The organism is Photobacterium ganghwense (assembly GCF_017329545.1).
GTDB classification, from domain to species: domain Bacteria; phylum Pseudomonadota; class Gammaproteobacteria; order Enterobacterales; family Vibrionaceae; genus Photobacterium; species Photobacterium ganghwense.
Map to the genome: position 1 here is coordinate 1,756,657 of NZ_CP071325.1, position 19,561 is coordinate 1,776,217.

General features: G+C 48.1%; 19 protein-coding genes and 1 pseudogene. 12 read left to right on the forward strand and 8 right to left on the reverse strand.

Features of this window, described 5'->3' with window-relative positions; all coding sequences use genetic code 11:
• Nucleotides 1-149: 149 nt before the first annotated feature.
• Nucleotides 150-986 (reverse strand): MBL fold metallo-hydrolase, encoded by an 837-nt coding sequence (locus FH974_RS08125; protein WP_047886681.1) that lies wholly within the window; start codon nt 984-986, stop codon nt 150-152.
• 454 nt (nt 987-1,440) lie between these two features.
• Here FH974_RS08125 and FH974_RS08130 point away from each other — a divergent pair, with 454 nt between their 5' ends.
• The 9 genes from FH974_RS08130 to FH974_RS08170 all read left to right on the forward strand — a co-directional run bounded on the left by FH974_RS08130 (nt 1,441) and on the right by FH974_RS08170 (nt 10,186).
• On the forward strand, nt 1,441-1,887 hold the full coding sequence (locus tag FH974_RS08130) for a hypothetical protein (protein ID WP_047886680.1): 447 nt from the start codon (nt 1,441-1,443) through the stop codon (nt 1,885-1,887).
• Between the two features lie 612 nt (nt 1,888-2,499).
• Entirely contained in the window at nt 2,500-2,931 is a 432-nt protein-coding gene (locus FH974_RS08135; RefSeq protein ID WP_047886679.1) for an SRPBCC family protein, read from the forward strand.
• Nucleotides 2,932-3,274: 343 nt separating this feature from the next.
• The gene (sbcB, locus tag FH974_RS08140; protein WP_047886678.1) at nt 3,275-4,699 is read left to right on the forward strand and encodes an exodeoxyribonuclease I; all 1,425 of its coding nucleotides are present in this window, start codon (nt 3,275-3,277) and stop codon (nt 4,697-4,699) included.
• A 331-nt stretch (nt 4,700-5,030) separates the two neighbouring features.
• A complete protein-coding gene (locus FH974_RS08145) occupies nt 5,031-5,558 on the forward strand; it encodes a hypothetical protein (RefSeq protein WP_053061916.1) in 528 nt (175 codons plus the stop codon).
• A gap of 103 nt (nt 5,559-5,661) precedes the next feature.
• On the forward strand, nt 5,662-6,003 hold the full coding sequence (locus FH974_RS08150; protein WP_047886676.1) for a CidA/LrgA family protein: 342 nt from the start codon (nt 5,662-5,664) through the stop codon (nt 6,001-6,003).
• On the forward strand, nt 6,000-6,680 hold the full coding sequence (locus FH974_RS08155; protein WP_047886675.1) for a CidB/LrgB family autolysis modulator: 681 nt from the start codon (nt 6,000-6,002) through the stop codon (nt 6,678-6,680). The genes FH974_RS08150 and FH974_RS08155 overlap by 4 nt, the downstream gene beginning before the upstream one ends.
• 284 nt (nt 6,681-6,964) lie before the next feature.
• Nucleotides 6,965-7,852 carry a cytidine deaminase gene (gene cdd / locus FH974_RS08160; protein WP_047886674.1) on the forward strand — a complete coding sequence of 296 codons (888 nt, stop codon included), beginning with the start codon at nt 6,965-6,967 and terminating at the stop codon, nt 7,850-7,852.
• Nucleotides 7,853-8,008: 156 nt separating this feature from the next.
• Complete coding sequence (locus tag FH974_RS08165; RefSeq protein ID WP_047886673.1) at nt 8,009-8,908, forward strand: DMT family transporter; 900 nt, start codon at nt 8,009-8,011, stop codon at nt 8,906-8,908.
• Nucleotides 8,909-9,211: 303 nt separating this feature from the next.
• A complete protein-coding gene (locus FH974_RS08170) occupies nt 9,212-10,186 on the forward strand; it encodes a TAXI family TRAP transporter solute-binding subunit (RefSeq protein ID WP_047886672.1) in 975 nt (324 codons plus the stop codon).
• 263 nt (nt 10,187-10,449) lie between these two features.
• Here FH974_RS08170 and FH974_RS08175 read toward each other — a convergent pair whose 3' ends face one another.
• A complete protein-coding gene (locus tag FH974_RS08175; protein ID WP_047886671.1) occupies nt 10,450-10,854 on the reverse strand; it encodes a hypothetical protein in 405 nt (134 codons plus the stop codon).
• 404 nt (nt 10,855-11,258) lie between these two features.
• Between FH974_RS08175 and purT the strand changes: the two genes are divergently transcribed.
• Nucleotides 11,259-12,434 carry a formate-dependent phosphoribosylglycinamide formyltransferase gene (gene purT / locus FH974_RS08180; RefSeq protein WP_207103170.1) on the forward strand — a complete coding sequence of 392 codons (1,176 nt, stop codon included), beginning with the start codon at nt 11,259-11,261 and terminating at the stop codon, nt 12,432-12,434.
• Nucleotides 12,435-12,662: 228 nt separating this feature from the next.
• On the opposite strand, the gene FH974_RS08185 is transcribed toward purT, so the two are convergent.
• Nucleotides 12,663-13,304: a thiopurine S-methyltransferase gene (locus FH974_RS08185; RefSeq protein ID WP_047886669.1), complete on the reverse strand. Its 642-nt coding sequence runs from the start codon at nt 13,302-13,304 to the stop codon at nt 12,663-12,665.
• Between the two features lie 425 nt (nt 13,305-13,729).
• Complete coding sequence (locus FH974_RS08190; RefSeq protein ID WP_039461086.1) at nt 13,730-14,023, reverse strand: hypothetical protein; 294 nt, start codon at nt 14,021-14,023, stop codon at nt 13,730-13,732.
• 219 nt (nt 14,024-14,242) lie between these two features.
• Between FH974_RS08190 and FH974_RS08195 the strand changes: the two are divergent.
• A pseudogene (locus tag FH974_RS08195) lies at nt 14,243-14,644 on the forward strand (nitrous oxide-stimulated promoter family protein); the annotation flags it as partial.
• A gap of 168 nt (nt 14,645-14,812) precedes the next feature.
• Here FH974_RS08195 and FH974_RS08200 read toward each other — a convergent pair.
• Nucleotides 14,813-15,178 (reverse strand): hypothetical protein, encoded by a 366-nt coding sequence (locus tag FH974_RS08200; protein ID WP_053061915.1) that lies wholly within the window; start codon nt 15,176-15,178, stop codon nt 14,813-14,815.
• Nucleotides 15,179-15,377: 199 nt separating this feature from the next.
• Between FH974_RS08200 and FH974_RS08205 the strand changes: the two genes are divergently transcribed.
• The gene (locus FH974_RS08205; RefSeq protein WP_242551805.1) at nt 15,378-16,895 is read left to right on the forward strand and encodes a multiheme c-type cytochrome; all 1,518 of its coding nucleotides are present in this window, start codon (nt 15,378-15,380) and stop codon (nt 16,893-16,895) included.
• A gap of 250 nt (nt 16,896-17,145) precedes the next feature.
• Here FH974_RS08205 and FH974_RS08210 read toward each other — a convergent pair whose 3' ends face one another.
• From FH974_RS08210 to FH974_RS08220, 3 genes are all read right to left on the reverse strand, one after another.
• Entirely contained in the window at nt 17,146-17,727 is a 582-nt protein-coding gene (locus FH974_RS08210) for a GNAT family N-acetyltransferase (protein ID WP_047886735.1), read from the reverse strand.
• A gap of 117 nt (nt 17,728-17,844) precedes the next feature.
• On the reverse strand, nt 17,845-18,399 hold the full coding sequence (locus tag FH974_RS08215) for a GNAT family N-acetyltransferase (protein WP_047886667.1): 555 nt from the start codon (nt 18,397-18,399) through the stop codon (nt 17,845-17,847).
• Between the two features lie 50 nt (nt 18,400-18,449).
• Nucleotides 18,450-19,544, reverse strand: coding sequence for an ABC transporter permease (locus tag FH974_RS08220; RefSeq protein ID WP_207103699.1), 1,095 nt, complete (start codon nt 19,542-19,544; stop codon nt 18,450-18,452).
• Between the last annotated feature and the right edge of the window lie 17 nt (nt 19,545-19,561).

Genomic DNA, 19,561 nt, shown 5'->3' on the forward strand with positions numbered 1-19,561 from the left:
ACTGATGCTGAAAACTGCTGGTCTACCAATGGGCTAAACCAGCGGTCTCCTGATGAACCATCTCAATAGTTAAAACCAACCACTCTCTTCTGCTGTTGATCATTACTACTATTGAGCACCACTTCATTCTCTGTTTTTTGTCTGAGTGCTCAGCTATAACTAAGCGATAAGCCAACACCCACATCTAATACATCAGAAAATTTTGAGAGCTTAATTTTGTATTCCAGACTGGTACAGTGACACGGATGAATATTGCTGATTGTATTTTCTTCAAAATACTTAAGCGTTCCTTTCGATTGAAGGTCACTGGGTGAAATCAAATGAAAGCCACCTATAACATCTACAATTCGGTCATCATTACAGACTTTCTTAGCATATTCGATAATGTTGCAGATACCCGCATGGGAACAACCAGTAATGATCACTAAGCCTTCAGGGGATATATACACCAAAGAAGAGTCGTCTTTGACGTGATCATCAACCAGTTGTCCATCCTTCTCACACAAGCCGATGGGATCGATATTCTCGAAATCATTCCCCCTTTCGATTTCTCCCAGGTAGACAAGGTTTTCAGTAATCCAAACCGGTGCTTTCGATAGCTGAATGTCATAGTACTGGCTCAGTGTCTGCTTATCCAAAATCGAGCCAATGCCATCACCGTCATACTCTTTGTGTGAAAGTGCATCAGGATGGGAAATAATCATTGGCTTGTTAAAGCTAACGCCTGCATCCTGCGCTTGCGAATAATGTTTAATAAGAGGAACAAGGCCACCGGTGTGATCATTATGACCATGCGAGAGCACAATATAATTAACGTCCATCAGCGATTCATTCATTTTTTCAGCATTTTGAATGAAGACGTCTGAGTAGCCAACGTCAAACAACAACTTAACATCACCCTCTGTGATCAAATAAGAGACACCTGGCTCTCCCAGATAGTACTTATCAATAATTGTGTTGTTATCAACCAGAACTTTTAGCTCCATCCTGCGCTCCCTTCCATCATCTATCGCGTATTATTTGAACTGGCATCAAAGCATATAAAACAGAATGCGTAAATGTGCTCACCGCTATTTTCTACAGCATCTCTGTCAACTTTTCGCATACAAAAAGCACTGAGCACTGAAGCGTCTCTGACAACAGGTGATGCTCACCACGATGCAAACTTGTGTTCTGCGTGAGCAATCAATACGCCTCTACTAAAAAGATTTAAGTGATACAGCTCTCACATGAAAGCCAATGAGGCACAATTATCACGTTAATCATGCAGCATGACAGACACCTAAGAAAATAAGCACATTAACGCATACTTTGGCTATGTGATAATACGTGAGTTCAAGAAATGGATGATTGCCTTTAAACAGGCTTGTCAAGAAAAGGACCAACTGATCACGGACAAGTCACCCACTCGTTCATGATGAACATTAATGAGGGAGCCACATGAATATATTGAAAATTGCCGGAGGATTAACAGCTCTCGCTGCTGTCGCCCACATAGCGATTATTGTTGGTGGTGCGGATTGGTACAGATTTTTCGGCGCCGGGGAAGAGATGGCAACATTGAGTGAACATGGGTTTCTCTACCCTGCGTTATTAACCGGTTTGATTGCCACAATGCTTGCGATTTGGTCAGCCTATGCGTTCTCCGGGGCGGGTGTCATCCGGTTACTGCCATTTACCAATAAAATATTGGCACTCATTAGCATCGTATTTTTAGTTCGGGGGATTTTCTCGATTCCTGCGGTTTTGCTGTCTAGTTCACCCTATATGCTTGAACTAGCTGATAAAATGCCATTTATGGTTATTAGTTCTCTCTATTGCTTGCTCTTAGGTTCCTGCTTTGGGTACGGCGTGTATTGCCGAACCAAGCATCAAGGTCATGCCTAAAACATGTAGCACTAATAGTGGTACTTTTAGTTTTCGCTTTTCCTGGTAATCCGCCCTCATGCATTAACGCAGCGAGCTCTTTACTCATTATTAATCGATGAATTAAAAGTAAGTTAACTTGAACAACGTCATTCTCAGGGAATATAAAGACAGTGATTGGCCGGACACCTGTGCAATTCATGATAAAGCCCGGCTCATTGAGCTTAAAGGTTCGTGCGACGAAAGAGCATTTGTACCACTCACCACCGATGAATGTGATTTGTAGAATTTCTATTTATCCAGAAATTTTGTTGCTTGCATCAACGATAAAATTGTCGGATTTATGAGTATACCAGAGAGCGAAGTCGCGTGGCTTTATATCGCTCCCGATGAGTTCAATAAAGGCATTGACCGTAATTTTCTCAAATACGGTTTAAAGAATTATTGATGACAAAGCGATTACCTATGTTCTCGATGGTAATCACACTGCTCGCAAACTGTATGAAAGTGAAGGTTTCAAGCTTAATGCGGTATTTGATAGTACTAACACTAACAATGGCTACCCGTGCACGGTACTAAAGCTGTCACATTGAATAAATCCAAACTGTCAACCATAAGGATAGGATTAGTAAAATGGAATTTAATGAGAAAATAGTGATTAAAGCGTTGCCTGAAAATATCTATCCTTTTTATTCGCAGGTGAGCGAATGGAAAAATTGGGATCCTGACGTGGTTTACTCATCTATTGAAGGAGATTTCACCCAAGGTGCTACCGGTACATTAAAGCCCCAAAAAGGGCCAGAAGCGAAAATCGTTTTCACCGAAGTCACACACAATAAATCGTTCACAACCATTACAAAACTGCCCTTTTGTACAATCACGTTTGTACATTTATTAGAGCAAGTTGGGGCAGATACCGAAGTCACTCATGCAGTCAATTTTACGGGTTTCCTGTCTCCTTTATTTGGACAACTGATCGGAAAACAAATTAAGAGAACACTACCAAACACCATGCAAGGCTTAAAAAAGGCTGTTGAAATGTACAACGACGAACAAGCTGCATAATCATTCGACATACTGAAAGGCGATAACCTGTAACTTCCCCTACTCGAAATCATGCGGGTGGGTTCATCCACATGTTTACTGTCCCAAGCTCTTAGCCCGATAGCGCATACAACAATTATATTCCCACCAAGCATCATCCCTCATCGAACATAAGAAGCCTGCGTCATTTAAGGGCCTAGCTCATCCACAACTATCATAGCTGGCCGTGTTTCAGAGTGGCTTAAATTATCGCCGTATGTATATAGCAGGTTCTGTAGATGCTTCCAAAATCAAACCCGCACCCAACTCAAATATTTGTTATTATGAGGGCAGACAACACTTTTACCTGTGTGTATTGATAATAATGAGTAACAGCAATAACCAGCCAACATTGTTTTGGCTCGATTATGAAACCTTCGGTGCCAGCCCGGCGAATGACCGTCCGTGTCAGTTTGCGGGTGTGCGTACCGATATGGATCTGAATGTGATTGGTGAGCCGCTGGTGATTTATTGTAAACCACCCGTGGATTACCTGCCCTCTCCTGAAGCCTGTCTGATCACCGGTATTACTCCGCAGGAAGCCCACCAGAAAGGGCTGTCCGAGCCGGAGTTTATTGCCCGCATTCATGATGAGCTGTCTAAGCCGAATACCTGTGTGATTGGCTATAACAACATTCGTTTCGATGATGAAGTTACGCGCTATACCCTGTATCGCAACTTCTTCGACCCATATGCCTGGAGCTGGCAGAACGGTAACTCGCGTTGGGACATGCTGGATGTGATGCGCACCTGTTATGCGCTGCGTCCGGAAGGTATTACCTGGCCGACCAATGAAGATGGTTTTCCTAGCTTCAAGCTGGAGCACCTGTCGGTCGCCAACGGTATTGAACACGCCAACGCGCACGATGCGATGGCTGATGTGTATGCGACCATTGAGCTGGCGAAGCTGGTGAAACAGCATCAGCCAAAACTGTTCAGTTATTTCTTTGATCTACGCAACAAGCGTAAATTACAGAACCTGATCGATATCGTGGAAATGACACCGCTGATGCACGTTTCTGGTATGTTTGGCGTGGAATGCGGCAATACCACCTGGATTGTGCCGATGGCGTGGCATCCGGATAACAAGAACGCGGTAATTGCGGTCAATCTGGCAATGGACCCAGCGCCGCTGCTGGAGCTGTCTGCCGATGAGCTGCGCGAACGTCTGTACACCAAGCGAGCGGACTTAGGGCCGGATGAGTTGCCAGTGCCTCTCAAGCTGGTTCACATTAATAAGTGTCCGATTCTTGCACCGGCTAAAACCCTGCGTGCTGAAGATGCGGCGCGTATCGGCATTGACCGTGAAGCCTGTCTGAAAAACCTGCAGCTATTGAAGTCTCACCCGGAAGTGCGCGAGAAGCTGCTGGCTATCTACAGTGAAGATCGTGAGTTTACGCCGAGCGATAATGTGGATGCACAGTTATATGACGGTTTCTTCTCTGATGCGGATCGCTCCACACTGGAAATCATCCGTAAAACGCCTTCTGAAGAACTGGGTAAGCTTGAAATCAATGTCAGTGACAAGCGTATCAAGCCGCTGTTGTTCCGTTACCGCGCCCGTCACTTCCCGATGACACTGGATTATAAAGAACAGCAGCAATGGAAACATTACTGTCAGGACTTCTTTGAAGCCAAGCTGCCTGGTTACATGCAGAACCTGGAAGCTGTGGCGATGGAACACCAAACCAGTGAACGGGATATGAAGATTCTGAAAGCAGTGTATGACTATGTAGAGTCACTGGTGTAAAGAATCAGATAGTTCGCTGTTTTTATGGTTCACCGGCAGCACTAAGTAACCAACAGAAAATGCTATAAAAACTACTAGCCTCTTCCTGCAAGTGCAGCAAGAGGCTTTTTTCTAAGACAATATCCTTAGAAGTGAAATTGCGCATCCCCCCTTCACCGCTCACACTTAAATCAGACCGGTGTAATCAACACCTTATTTCCGTTGTCTATTGGCCCTGCTGCTGGGCGTATTTACCGCAAAACCAGGTTGACCTGAGATCACCTGTCAGGTTGTGCGGATTCATTAGGACACTGTCATTCATGGATTCGAAGTTTGAATTGAAGTAATTGATATGGCAACCAGAACTCTGACACGCTGTTACCGTTTTCCTGACGTCGACTTCGAGCCTGACCTGCGTTTGCTGGTGTGGAAAGACAAGTCAGAAACGTCGCTGACTCAGCATGAATCCCGCCTGCTGGAAGTGCTGTGCTATTGTGCGGGGGAAGTGATCAGCGCTGAACCTTTGTATGAAAAAGCCTTCTCTCAAATCGACCCCTACGAAGATGCCAGCGGGCAACATTATGACATCAATGCTATTTTTCATTCACTGACGGATAAGCTCAATAGAGACGGCAAACTGGCAATTCCAATTGAAGTTTTGCCCCATTATGGATTCCGTGTGCCTCTACCGGACAAAACATGCCGGACGGTACATCAGAACCAGTTGAAGCCTAGCCTTCCGGCCCCGGAAGAAGATGTCCCGCCTCCTTACGAAGAAACCCCGACCGAAAAAATCGTGAAATACAGCGTCTGGCACAAAATCTCTGTGGCAATACTGACGCTGGCCGGGGTCGCCATGATCGTGGCCTCCACATTCTGATTTTGCAATCTAACTTCCATGGTCCGAGCAGGTCATTTTAGTGTGGTCTGCGTCACATTTATTTTGTATGATGAATGTGTGGATTCCTGATAGTGAATGGCTCATGGCGTATCTCCGTTCTTTCTTTGTCATCTTTATTTGCCTGATGTTGGGCAAAGGTATTCAGGCCCTGACTGGTCTGGCAATTCCCGGCAGTATCATCGGGATGTTAATCCTGTTTACTGCCTTGTCGATGGGTTTACTCCCCGCTCATTGGGCGATGAAAGGCTGCCACGTACTCATCAAGAACATGGCACTGCTTTTTGTACCTGTCGGTGTCGGACTGATGAATTATCTGGACCTGCTGACAGATAACACGCTAACTATTTTGCTCAGTACCCTAGGCAGCAGCCTGGTGGTATTTATGGTGATTGGCATTGCTACACACTATAAGGAAAAACAATGATCTGGCTTCTGACTACCGTTGTAGTGTTTTACACCGCACGGCTTATCTCCAAACGTCTACAGCACCCGATTGTTAACCCTTTACTGATTTGTCTGCTGGTGATTATTCCGCTTCTGATGTGGTTGCACGTACCGTATGAAACCTACTTTGAGCAGAACAAATGGATTAACGCCCTGCTGGAACCCGCAGTGGTCGCTCTGGCCTTTCCATTGTACGAGCAACTAAGCCAGATTCGCGCCAAATGGAAAGTCATTTTTTCCGTGTGTCTGGTTGGCAGCGTGTTATCCATGCTGACTGGGGCGGGTATTGCTTTCATGATGGGTGCCGACGCCCAGCTGACGGCATCGATTCTACCAAAATCCGTAACGACCCCCATCGCAATGGCGGTCGCCGATCAGATTGGCGGCGTGCCTGCTATCGCTGCAGTCATGGTCATTATCGCGGGCTTGTTTGGTGCTGTTCTGGGTTATCCGCTGTTTTCCCTTTTCGGCGTGAAAGCACCTATCGCCAAAGGACTGACCATGGGCACCGTGTCTCACGCGCTGGGCACGGCAAAGGCGGCAGAAGAAAATTATCAGGAAGGCGCATTCAGCTCGCTGGCACTGGTTATTTGCGGCGTCATGACATCAATTCTGGCGCCATTATTGTTCCCACTGCTCACAGCGGTGTTTCAATAGTGCTAATGTTTCTTAGCATATTTCTTTTTAGCGTTTTCTTAAGTGCACAGGCTCAATTGATTCACTAGGATCAGCCAAACTAAGAAACAGGTAAAATGAGTGGGTAATCGAATACAATCTCTAACTCACTGATAAATATTGCACTTTGAAAATTAACTTGTGTGAACTCACTCTCAATAATGAAAACAATGAAACAAACAAAACAATAACGTGATCAATATCACACAACAAAGTAAGGACACAGCCTACAATATTTCTCCATACACAAGACGGAGTGATAACTCATGCACACTAAAGTAATGGATGCTTTAGGCGCTTTACCCGCTGATTTAGCATCGGCCATCAAACCGATCGTGGAAGCGGATCATTTTGATGCAACTCTAAGCCCTGAGGTGTTTGCTCAGTTGCTGTCACAAACTCAGATGACAGACACTGAATTACGTGTTGCATTACTTCCGCTTGCCGCCGCTTATTCAATTACCCCCATTTCGCATTTCAATGTAGGCGCAATTGTGCGCGGTTTGTCCGGCACTTTGTACTTCGGCGCCAACATGGAATTTGTTGGTACCAGCCTGTCGCAAACGGTTCATGCTGAACAATCTGCTATCAGCCACGCCTGGGTAAAAGGTGAAACTGGCCTGCAGGACATTACCATCAACTACAGCCCTTGCGGTCACTGTCGCCAGTTCATGAACGAGCTGACGTCAGCGAAAGATCTGATTGTGCAACTGCCTGAGCGCGAGGCAAAAAATCTGCAGGAATATTTACCTGAATCGTTCGGCCCTGCCGACCTGAACATCACCGATGCCCTGCTGGCAACCGTTGATCACGGCATGCACACAGAAGCAACCGAAACACTGGTTCAGGCGGCCTGTCAGGCGGCAAACCGTGCCCACGCGCCATACACCAACAATTTCAGCGGTGTTGCGCTAAAAGCCAAAGACGGAAACGTTTTTGTGGGCATGTACGCAGAAAACGCAGCTTTTAACCCGAGTCTGCCTCCGCTGCAAGTCGCTATGATCAATATGAACATGGCTGGCTACCCGCTGGCTGATATAGAGGAAGTCGCTTTGGTTGAGAAATCGGACAGTACGATCAGCCACCTAGCTGATACCCAGACCACTCTGGAAGCGCTGAATCCCGACATTCCTCTGACTTACGTCGCGGTGTAATCCATCGTAAATACGTAAAAGTCATGCTTAAAATCAGAAAAACCGCCGTAATGGCGGTTTTTTTATACTTTTGTGTCAGCAACCAAAGAAAGCGGTTTCTTATCCTTCCTCTCGCGGGTATGATTTTTCAAGTTTTTCATTACCCTATCAATTTGAATGTCACACCAACATAATCCTATTCAGGGTGCCAGCTGGATGCTGATCGCCGGACTGGCTTTTGCCCTGGTTAACAGCCTGGCACAGTATGTCAGTATCAATTTCGGCATCCCTTCAACCACTGTCGCACTCATTCAGTACGCCATTGCTCTGGTCGCGATATTCCCTTGGCTTCGGACGCTCGGGCTTCGTCGTGCACTACGCACTCAGCATTTTGGCATGCACTGCCTGCGGGTTTTCCTCGCGGTAATAGGTATCCAGCTCTGGCTATGGGCGCTTGCCTATCCGGTTCCAATTTGGCAAGGCATTGCATTACTGATGACTTCACCGTTGTTTGCCACGATTGGTTCTGGGATCTTTCTGAAAGAAAAAGTCGGCACGGCGCGCTGGGTAGCTACCCTGACAGGTTTTCTGGGGGCGATGCTGATTCTTGAACCTTGGGCCGACGGCTTTAACTGGGCCAGCCTGTTACCGGTCGGTGCCGCGTTCTTCTGGGCCAGTTACTCCCTGATGGTGAAGAAGATGTCAGCGTATGATCCACCGGCCACTATGGTGGTGTATCTGCTGATTCTGATCACTCCCTTCAATATTTTTCTGGCTGTACCTGATTTCACAATGCCCGATACTGGTTTCAGCTGGTTGTTGCTGTTCGGAGCGGGTCTGATGACAGCACTGGCACAATGGGCTATCGCTAAAGCCTATGCGGTGGCAGATGCGTCGTTTGTGCAACCTTTTGACCATGCCAAATTGCCGTTGAATGTACTGGCAGGCTGGCTGGTCTTTGGCTGGGTGCCACCAGGACGCTTGTGGCTGGGCGCAGCCATTATAATTGCCTCGGTGGCGTTCATTACTCAGTGGGAGAATAAGAAAGCGGCGGGTCAACAGGCTGCAAAAGCATAACGCTGTCTGTCGGTCGCAGTTTGATTGCATCGCGCGCTGTCTCACTTTTCTTCCCCACCGTCTGCGGGTGTCAGTAAGGGTTTTAGAATCTATGGTTTCAGAAGCTGTAGTTTCATAGCCTAAGCTGACTCCCACAGACGACAGGGATTGTCTTAATCCCACGACAAGTCTCACTCTCTCACCGTCTAGACTCAGACCTAATGTCGTTTGCTGAACATTCTCTGTGAATCAAACCACTCTTGATCAGCAAACACAACGTAACACCCAACCCTTCTTTCCTCTGCCCGTATCTGCGAGGTCATTATGAAACGGTTCCGCACGCTGACTATCGCTTGTTTGTCCTGCTTCAGTTTGCTTTTGGCCGCCTCCGCCTTATCCGAAACCTTTATCACAATTGGTACCGGGGGCGTAACCGGCGTGTACTACCCGACAGGAGGCGCTATTTGTCGGCTGGTGAACAAAGACAGACCGGTACATGGCATTCGCTGCTCCGTCGAATCCACCGGTGGTTCAATCTATAACATCAACAGCATTCGTGCCGGTGAGCTGGATTTAGGTATCGCGCAATCTGACTGGCAGTATCACGCGTACAACGGTACCAGCATTTTTGCCGAGAAAGGCCCGTTCAAAGCGCTGAGATCTGTCTTCGCCCTTCACCCCGAACCCTTTACCGTGGTTGCCAGAGCAGATTCAGGGATTAAAACGTTTGCTGATTTGAAAGGAAAACGGGTCAATATCGGCAATCCCGGTTCAGGACAGCGTGGCACGATGGAAGTGTTAATGAAGGCCATGGGTTGGTCGCAGTCCGATTTCAGCCTGGTCGCTGAGTTAAAAGCGTCGGAACAGTCAAAGGCCCTTTGCGATAACAAAATCGATGCCATGGTGTATACCGTGGGGCACCCAAGCGGTGCCATTAAAGAAGCCACGACGGCCTGTCAGAGTGTGATTGTGGATGTTTCAGGGCCGGTGATCGACAAGCTGATAGCAGAGAATAATTTTTATCGGGTAGCCACCATTCCCGGCGGTATGTATCAGGGAAATCCAAAAGACGTGCATACGTTTGGTGTCGGGGCGACACTGATCTCTTCAGCATCAGTGGATAAGAACATCGTTTATCAGGTCGTGAAATCTGTTTTTTCAGACTTCGAGACGTTCAAGAAGCTTCATCCCGCGTTTACCCTGCTGAAGAAAGAAGAGATGATCAAAGACGGACTGACCGCTCCCCTCCATGACGGCGCGAAACAGTATTACATTGAAGCCGGGTTAATGAAGGAATAGCGACACAACTCGCTGTTTACGGTAAATCGGACTGCGCAGAAAAGCAGGATGTCAGTAGTCTGAAACCGATAAGCTGCATACCGGTAAACAGAATCCCGGTAAACAGAATACCGAAAACACAAGAAACAAGGGAATAGACATTCCACAGCACCCTCATTCTCTCCGAAACCGGAAAGAATGAGGATGGAACTCATGCGAAAGACTCTATAGAACCGGCTCGATTATACCTCAGAGTCAGTCGCATGAATCACGGATAACAGCTATCAAAAACGGTAACGAATACCCAGCGCGCCTTCAAGATCCGCATCAAAATCTTCAACCATGTACAGTGTCGGGCCCAGTTCACCGTAAATCTCGAAACGCTCGACCGGCACTTCAAAACCAACACCGGCACGTACGCCCAGTTTATTGTGTTTGTCGTCCACATACTGCCCGCCTACGAAGGTGTAGAAATTGTTCATAGACGGATCATTGGCCAGAGAACCCAGATTAAAGGTTTTATCTACCGCCACACCAAAGTCATCCACCCCCAGCGAGAAACGCAGATCGTGATGCTTGTACTGGACACCCGACATCGGGCTACCGAAGAAGGCACCAATAGACTGAGCCGCATGAGCCGACAGCGGCAGCGCCGCTAACAAACTTAAACCTAGAATTGCTTTTTTCATGATCCACTACTTTTTATTGCTGAATTTATGCTGGGTAATCTAGCCGCAAAAATGTCCTAATTCGAGGCCAGACCGGCAGGAATGACAGAACTTTTACAATTCTGCACACCGTTTTGCAGCTGCACTTTTCAGCATACGAACAGACAAATGCTCCTCGCCTGTAGCGTGTATCAACCATGTAGATGAAATACTCTCCGCTATTCCTGTCAAGCCATTTGACTGCATCACAACAAAATACAGCCGCCGCACCTTGCCATACTTTTATCGCCTAATCTGTTTTACCATTTCTTTATAAATCAAGGGGGGATAAACAACAAAGCAGGTATAACACACGCAAACGTTTGCGTATTTCATATAATCCGGTATCATGCCGACTATTCACTGACACTCGGTAAGGATTTTCGATGATTGGTTCAGCTACCCGTTTAAACGCAACCCGTGTTCTTCTGCTTGGCTCTGGTGAGCTGGGGAAAGAAGTGGCGATTGAATGTCAGCGCCTCGGCCTTGAGGTTATCGCGGTTGACCGCTATGCAGATGCCCCGGCCATGCAAGTGGCTCACCGCAGCCATGTGATTGACATGCTTGATGGTGCCGCCCTAAAAGCGGTTATTGAGCAGGAAAAACCGCATTACGTGGTACCGGAAATCGAAGCCATTGCAACAGATATGCTGGTTGAACTGGAAGCGCAGGGACTGAACGTTGTTCCTACGGCCAACGCGACCAAACTGACCATGAACCGTGAAGGTATCCGCCGTCTGGCTGCCGAAGAGTTGGCTCTGCCAACCTCGCCGTACGCGTTCTGTGATCAGTTTGAAGAGTTCACTGCAGCCATTGAGCAAATAGGCATGCCTTGTGTGGTCAAGCCGATCATGAGCTCGTCAGGCAAAGGTCAGAGCGTGGTGAAAACCGCGGCAGACATCGAGAAAGCCTGGCGCTATGCGCAAGAAGGCGGACGAGCAGGCGCTGGTCGGGTGATTGTCGAAGGCTTTGTCGATTTCGATTATGAAATCACCTTGCTGACAGTCCGTGCTGCAGATGGCGTGCATTTCTGTGCCCCTATCGGCCATCGTCAGGAAGACGGGGATTACCGCGAATCATGGCAGCCACAGCAAATGTCTGAAGCGGCGTTGCAAGCCGCTCAGGCAGCAGCAGAAAAAGTGGTGAACGCGCTGGGTGGATACGGTCTGTTTGGCGTTGAACTCTTCGTAAAAGGTGACAAAGTGCTGTTCAGCGAAGTATCGCCCCGCCCTCACGATACCGGGATGGTCACACTGATTTCCCAGGAGCTGTCAGAGTTTGCTCTGCATGTTCGTGCTTTCCTGGGACTGCCTATTCATTCGATTACACAATATGGCCCGAGTGCGTCAGCTGTGATTCTGGCTGAAGGCATCTCTGAGAACATTCGCTTTGATAACCTGGCAACGGCGTTGGCCCGTCCGAATACTCAGGTTCGTCTGTTTGCCAAACCGGATATTCATGGTCGACGTCGTTTGGGTGTGGCTCTGACCCGTCGTGACAGCATTGATGGTGCCGTCAATGATGCCGTAGCGACCGCTGCGGATGTAAAAGTGATCCTGTAACTCAACCTTACATCAAAACTGTGCCATAAAGGCCGCACTCGAAAAAGCAGGCATTACTAATCTGGCACTAAAGCCTGGTATTTTAGCTTGCATTGAGATCTAGGCATTAAAAAAGGAGCCCTCGGGCTCCTTTTTATGATTCTGATTCGCATGATTTTACGACGGGCTCATAACCAATTCGTGATTACACTTTCAGGTTATTTAGCCACTTACCACGTAATCCGTCTTTTATAACGAAATCAACCAGGCTTCTTCTGCAAACCGGCTCACCCCACGTTGGATACGCGGATGGTTCTCATCGCCTTCTTCGCGTGACAGATGACGGATCTGGTAGCCTTCGAACAAACGCTCCACTTCTTCCTTCGCCACAGAAAACGGAGGGCCGTCCATTTCATGCTGCGGGTAATCCACTGTAACCAGCAGAATACGGCCACCCGGTTTAACCAACGACAGCAGCTTTTCCACATACATCTGACGCATTGCTTCCGGCATCGCAATCAGTGCTGCACGGTCATACACCACATCAGTCGGTTCAATGCGCGTCGAGAAAAAGTCACCGCAGTAAATGGAAATTTCATCAAACTCATACAAACTCTGGCCATTACCCAGTGGCGTTACCAGCGGGGTATACAGGTGCTCAGAGAAGTAAGCGCGAACCGCAATCTCACTCAGTTCAATGCCAATTACCTGATTGTGTTTTTCCGCCAACCAGGTCATGTCCAGTGATTTACCGCACATCGGCACCAACACGACATCTTCGCGCATTGCCTTTACCTCCGGCCAGAAGCGTTCCAGCATTGGGTTGGTATCATTCTGGTGAAAACCGATGCGGTTTGCCGCCCAGCGGCTGTGCCAAAATTCTGCATCCATTGATTTCTTCTCATTTATTCAGGCTGACTGGCACGTTTATACCAAACTTCATCCACAATGGCTAACCGAGTGACATCACGCTGCATAAAAGAAAAACGCGATGCAACGCTTACATGACCCCAGCTCTTAGACCTTCTCAGCCGCATTCTGAGACCGTTTTAGCGACTCAGCCCCTGCATCCCACAGAGTCACGGCCAGAACGCCACCAGCATCGCTTCAGAGAGCACTTATCACACAACCACGCACCATTTCGGACAATAACCAACCATCCTGGTGAAATGACTGCGCTAAATGCCAGCCAACAAAAAAGGATGCCTGGGCATCCTTCTTCGCTAATGGAATTTTGCAAGGGCAAAAATCCATTAAAAATTATTTCTCAATTTTCTTTTATGAGAGTCATTGAATAATCGATGTTATCTATCGAATTAAGAAATTCGGAATAGCTTGATCGAGTCACGACGAACAGTTACGCCACGGAAAGTTACTGGCTCCAGCAGGGTCATCAGCTGCTTAGAAACGAAGAACTTGCCACCGTAGCTACGATCGCCACCACGATTTACCCAATCTGCAAATTCATCTGCCAAGCTGAACATAGAGTTTCCAACAAGCAGAACCAACACTTTTGCGACTTCACTGTCATTCTGTTTATTAAACTCCGCGTCGCGAACTTTCTTACGATATTCCTCGACGATTCTTTCTAGGCACTCAAATCTGCTCATATACACCACCATAAAAAAAGAGGTGCGGATACTACTGCTCAAACCCAACGAAATCAACCCATTCAGCATGCTTTCATGACAGAATTCCGTGAATTTTTCTTTCTATTAACATCGGCAACCCAAATTACGCGAAAAATTAAGATTTAGGTCAAATTATTACCGCCACTTTAAAGTTATATTTTACATATAAGTTTAAAGCAATGACGTCGAAGGTGAGTCATGACTAACCAGGCCCCCTCCCCTGTACCATCCCCGGTTTTGCTGGGCAGTCTCGATACCGAATTAAAAACCATTCAAGCTATGGTGAAAATCTATTGCCGGGATCACCACGGGCCAACGCTGTGCGATAGCTGTCGCGACTTTTTACACTATGCCCACACCCGCTTGGATCGCTGTCCTTACGGTGAAAATAAGCCAACTTGCCGAATATGCCCGATCCACTGCTACAAAGCCGATTACAAAGCCCTGTCTCGCACAATAATGCGCTACTCTGGTCCGCGAATGTTGCTTCGCCACCCTATCCTGGCAATCCGCCACCTGATTGCGGAAAAAAGGCCGGTGCCAGAAAAACCGCAAGACAAAGCCTCTAATCGCCACAAACGCAAAGCACTGGAAGCGGAAAACACCAGAAACCAGAAACCAGAAACCAGAAACCAGAAACCAGAAAAGATAATCACACGCAGTAATCCGGCGCCGACTAGCGATTAGCCGCCAATCGCGTAAAAATCGACAACAACAAAAAAGGGTCACCCTCGGATGACCCTTTTGTTTGTTGTGAATCAGCAGCGTTTATCGGTAGTAATCAACGACCTGAATTTTGGTCGGTGAGTCATTCGCCACCAGCGCCATCGAGAAACGATTACCACCCAGCATTTGCACCGTCGAACCTTGCGAACCGGTAACACTCACCCCTTCAATTTTGTCAAAGCTACGTGTTTCGCTGTAATGCATATTCACAGTCAGTGTAATGTCTTTGTTGGATGACAGCTCAAACTGACAAATACCGGTTACGCAGTACACATTCAATTGCTCGTCCTGATACTGCATGGTTTGTACGTCTTTTACCGGGTTTGCTGTGATCTGCAATTTCTCACCACATCCGGCAAGCAGCATTGTCAGGGCACTCACAGCGACCAACGCCTTTAAGTACTTCACGAATTTTCCCTCAAAAGATAACAACTTGCCTCCAGTATACCTCAATCGCATTTGGATGCGGTCAGATAATCCGTACAGATACACCTAGTATTTATGCGTGATTACAAAACAAGACACACAGTCTCAGCCTTGTCTTTCCTACACTCATCATGACTGTTTTTCTGGGCAGTCACTATTAGGACACCAAAAGGATACCCTCATGAAAACAATGAGCTACCGGCACACGCCCGATGTTCGGGGCGTGAGGATAACTATTGTTCAGCATATGGTTCTGCGTATGGCGATGTGGATGATGAATAGCTTAACTCAACGCATGATCTGGGGGCTGCTGTTATTACCTTTTGTAGTACTGGCGCAGCACCCGACGGGGAATGAAAAATGGCTTCATCCCCATAAACCTACCTCACAGGCTGAGATTGATGCCCAAATGCCGTTTTACCCCTCTCGCGCCAGCACCGGCGGGATGGATCTTAAACCCGAAATGTTTGAAGACCCGCAAGTCTGCAAAGGCTGCCATCAGGAAATTTACCGACAGTGGAGCCAGTCGGTAATGGCAAATTCCTGGGATGACCCTATCTATCAGGCGCTCTTTAAACGAGCCAGCGAAGCCACCAAGGGTGAGATCGATAATTTCTGTATCGCCTGTCACAGCCCAATCGGGATGACCAGTATGAAAGCGACCTCCGCCATGATAGGCAGTGATCAGACACTTCCGGGCGTGAACTGTGAGGTATGCCATAACATTTCTGAACTGTCAGGGCACGACAACGCCGCTTACGTCTTAACCCCCAATCGGGCAATGCACGTAAAACTGGGGCCAAGAACCGATGCCGAATCGCCGTACCACAAAACCGAATTCTCTGATTTACACACCCGCTCCGAATTCTGCTCCGTTTGCCACAATGTCACCCACCCGATGAACAGCACCCCGATTGAACGCACCTACGATGAGTGGCAGGAAAGTGTGTATAACGAGCAAGGAGTCCAGTGTCAGGATTGCCACATGACTCCAGGGCCGGGTACGTCAGACAACCCGGGTAAATCCGCCATCATGGGAAAAGATCGCAAGCACATTTACTCACATGATTTTTCCGGCGGTAACTCGACGTTACTGGAGCACCTGGGCCATTCGGAAAGTGCTCAGTTGTCCCGGGACATGCTGCGCTCTGCCGCAACCATTGAGTTCATGAACTTGCCGAGCCATGTTATTCCGGGCGAACCGGTAACTATTAAGGTCAAAGTGACTAACACCGGTGCCGGACACAAATTGCCAACCGGCTTCCCGGAAGGCCGTGAAGTTTGGATCGATTTCAGTGCTAGTCACGACAAAAACCGTCCGCTGTATCGCTCTGGTGCTGTCGTTAACGGCGAAACAGAGGCCGGAACCCGTAACTTTAAAGTCTGGCTGGGAGACAAAAACGGCGACATTGTGGATCTGAACGTCTGGGAAGTTGACCGGGTTCTGGCAGATAACCGGATCCCCCCCAAAGGCTTTGCCATTGTCGATTACACGTTTGTGGTCCCTGAGGACAGCAAAGGCAAGCTGACCCTTGCTGCCAGTCTGAAATACTGGCCTTTCTCTCAGCATTTGGTCGACGAACTATTGGGCGCAGGCAAAATGAAAGTGGATATCGTGGAGATGACGGCGGCAACCACAACACTGGCTGTCAAAAATGAGCCTTTGCCAAGTCTGATTGCTCAGGATAGCCACCATTAACTTTATTGATTGCTTTCATTCACTTAGCAATCAGCACGGCATAACGCTTAATGATAAAACTTGGTAACTAAGAATAAGCTGAGTAGCTAAGAATAAGCCGGGCAACGAAAAAGGATACTTAGTTATCACTGTCTTTAAGCCCAGCGTCCTTCGCATTTGCCCCGTGTCCCCTGAGTAATGGGGCAAATGCGTAGCTGGTCCAGCCAGGCAGTTAAAACTAAAGACATTCAAAGCTTATGCCTTCAGTTCCTTACTGGCTATTGTTGTTAACCAGCCATTCGTCACGGGTAATGCGATACAGGCAATGGCGTTTTACAGCATTAGGTTTATCCAATAAACGGGGGTGGTCAAAATCCTGCCCCGTGTTGCTCATACCAATTTTTTCCATCACCTTTTGCGAAGGAATATTTTCCAGCGTGGTAAACGCATACACTGCGTCGGCGATGTTTTGTTCGAATGCAAAACGCAAGGCTTCCCGAGCAGCTTCCGACGCATACCCATTCAACCAGTGAGATTTGGCCAGACGCCAGCCAATTTCCACAAAGGGCGTATTGGGAATAGCAACGCCTTCTTCCTGAAAATGCAGACCGACAAAGCCGATAAACTCACCGGTTTCTTTGAGCTCTGCTGCCCAGAATCCCCAGCCGCGCTGGCTAATCAGCCCCTGAATTCGGCTGGCCCCTGCATCGCTTTCTTCCCGGCTCAGCGGAGCGGGAAAATAACGCATCACCTCTGGGTCTGCGGTCATCTCAGCAAAAACCGGCAGGTCTTCAGCCTTCCAGCTTCGAAGTCGTAATCGTTTAGTTTCCAGTTCAAAAATTCGCTGCGTCATAATCAGTCCTGATGCCAAAATGTGGTGAAGTGAATGGCTCATCCCTCTTACTCATCCCTACGATGGGAGAAATTCGCTGAGGGTTCGCACAAAATGATAATGCATGGCACACTTGAGTTAACTCAGGGATCCAGAACTGGATTGAGAGCGGTAAAAACCGTAAACCGCATGGTTCAGAATACGATCGCCAACTTTTTCTTTGCGAGTTATGATGCCTTCCAGCGTCATCCCTAATCGCTCACACACGGCCCTGCTCGGTATATTGTCTTCGGCAGCAGAAATCTGGACTTTTTCCATCGCCAGTTCACTGAACGCATAATCGATCAGATGTCGGCAGCAACGTGTCATGATGCCCTTACCCTGGCAGGACTCCGCCATCCAATAACCAATCTCGGCTACCTGAAGCGTAGGATTAATGCTGTTGAAGCCCACGTTTCCAATGATCTCGCCGCGGTATTCAATTGCGCAGTTCATGGCAACGCCGTCAGCATATTTGTGCAGCGAACCTGCCACGAACTGCCGAAAATCCTCTTCGGTTGAACACACTGCCGGCCAGGCCAGCCATTGAGAAAGGTACGCTTTGTTCTCCGCCGCCAACTGGACATAGCGGGGAACAAAACGCTGGTGTACCAGACAAAGGTTTATTTCATCATCAAGCTTCCATTTGAACAAAATGCATCTCCTTTCATAACAATATTTTCACGTTATATCAGGGTATTGCATTAATCCAGTGATTTCTTGAACCGCAGTGAAGCTACAATCAGACCGATAATGGTAAAGCCTACCAGCCACACCGCATCGCGCCACAGATCGGCCAGATCAGCCCCTCGTAAAATGATCCCACGGATCAAACGAATGAAATGGGTAGCCGGCAACGCTTCTGAAATCCATTGCGCCGGAATCGGCATGGCTTCATACGGAAAAATAAAGCCGGACAGCAAAATCGATGGTAGAAGGATGAACACTGTCATCTGCATCGCTTGCAACTGGGTTTGCGCCACGGTTGAAATCATCAGGCCCAGTGTCAGGCTGGCGGCGATAAACAGCAGCGTCCCGAGCAATATCTGGCTCAGGGGGCCATTAATCGGTACATCAAAAATGAAATGCCCCAACCCGAGAATGATGGTGACCTGAATCAGACCGACAAAAATATACGGAATAATTTTGGCGATCATCAGCTCCAGCGAATGTACCGGTGTGGTAATTAACAGCTCCAGATTGCCGCGTTCACGCTCGCGCACGATGGCCGCAGAAGTGAAAAGGATCATAGTCATAGTCAGGATCACCCCTAACAACCCCGGCACAATATTAACCGCCGAGCGCCGTTCCGGGTTGAAAAACAGGGCAACCTCAAAAGTTTTGGGCGGCGGTGGCTGATAATTAACCAGCTCTCTGAGCGGCATAGTCTGAAGCTGGAGCAGTGCGGTACTCACCATGGTGTCAGAGCCGTCCACTAACCACTGACCGACCGTACGCTGTTGTGCCACTCGCTGCGTCAAATCTTTAGGCAGCACCAGCACCCCGCGCACCAGCCCCTGATTAATGGCTTCCTCGGCTTCAGCCACCGTCGGATACCGATGGATCACATGGACCACCTGTGTCGCTTTCACCGATTCGGTGATCATCCGTCCCAGTGCCGATTCACTCTGATCAACGATCGCAATCGGGATATTACGGACATCCGTATTGATGGCGTAACCAAACAACAGCAGCTGAATGAGCGGAATCATGACAACCATGCCAAATGTAATTCTGTCCCGCGACAACTGGCGGATCTCCTTGCTCATGATGGCTTTCATTCGCAGCAGGCTCATCACACAGGCACGCAGAAATG

Bases quoted from the DNA above. Each gene is read 5' to 3' on its own strand.
- FH974_RS08125 (WP_047886681.1), bottom strand. From the start codon at position 986: ATGGAGCTAAAAGTTCTGGTTGATAACAACACAATTATTGATAAGTAC.
- FH974_RS08130 (WP_047886680.1), top strand. From the start codon at position 1,441: ATGAATATATTGAAAATTGCCGGAGGATTAACAGCTCTCGCTGCTGTC.
- FH974_RS08135 (WP_047886679.1), top strand. From the start codon at position 2,500: ATGGAATTTAATGAGAAAATAGTGATTAAAGCGTTGCCTGAAAATATC.
- sbcB (WP_047886678.1), top strand. From the start codon at position 3,275: ATGAGTAACAGCAATAACCAGCCAACATTGTTTTGGCTCGATTATGAA.
- FH974_RS08145 (WP_053061916.1), top strand. From the start codon at position 5,031: ATGGCAACCAGAACTCTGACACGCTGTTACCGTTTTCCTGACGTCGAC.
- FH974_RS08150 (WP_047886676.1), top strand. From the start codon at position 5,662: ATGGCGTATCTCCGTTCTTTCTTTGTCATCTTTATTTGCCTGATGTTG.
- FH974_RS08155 (WP_047886675.1), top strand. From the start codon at position 6,000: ATGATCTGGCTTCTGACTACCGTTGTAGTGTTTTACACCGCACGGCTT.
- cdd (WP_047886674.1), top strand. From the start codon at position 6,965: ATGCACACTAAAGTAATGGATGCTTTAGGCGCTTTACCCGCTGATTTA.
- FH974_RS08165 (WP_047886673.1), top strand. From the start codon at position 8,009: ATGTCACACCAACATAATCCTATTCAGGGTGCCAGCTGGATGCTGATC.
- FH974_RS08170 (WP_047886672.1), top strand. From the start codon at position 9,212: ATGAAACGGTTCCGCACGCTGACTATCGCTTGTTTGTCCTGCTTCAGT.
- FH974_RS08175 (WP_047886671.1), bottom strand. From the start codon at position 10,854: ATGAAAAAAGCAATTCTAGGTTTAAGTTTGTTAGCGGCGCTGCCGCTG.
- purT (WP_207103170.1), top strand. From the start codon at position 11,259: ATGATTGGTTCAGCTACCCGTTTAAACGCAACCCGTGTTCTTCTGCTT.
- FH974_RS08185 (WP_047886669.1), bottom strand. From the start codon at position 13,304: ATGGATGCAGAATTTTGGCACAGCCGCTGGGCGGCAAACCGCATCGGT.
- FH974_RS08190 (WP_039461086.1), bottom strand. From the start codon at position 14,023: ATGAGCAGATTTGAGTGCCTAGAAAGAATCGTCGAGGAATATCGTAAG.
- FH974_RS08205 (WP_242551805.1), top strand. From the start codon at position 15,378: ATGAAAACAATGAGCTACCGGCACACGCCCGATGTTCGGGGCGTGAGG.
- FH974_RS08210 (WP_047886735.1), bottom strand. From the start codon at position 17,727: ATGACGCAGCGAATTTTTGAACTGGAAACTAAACGATTACGACTTCGA.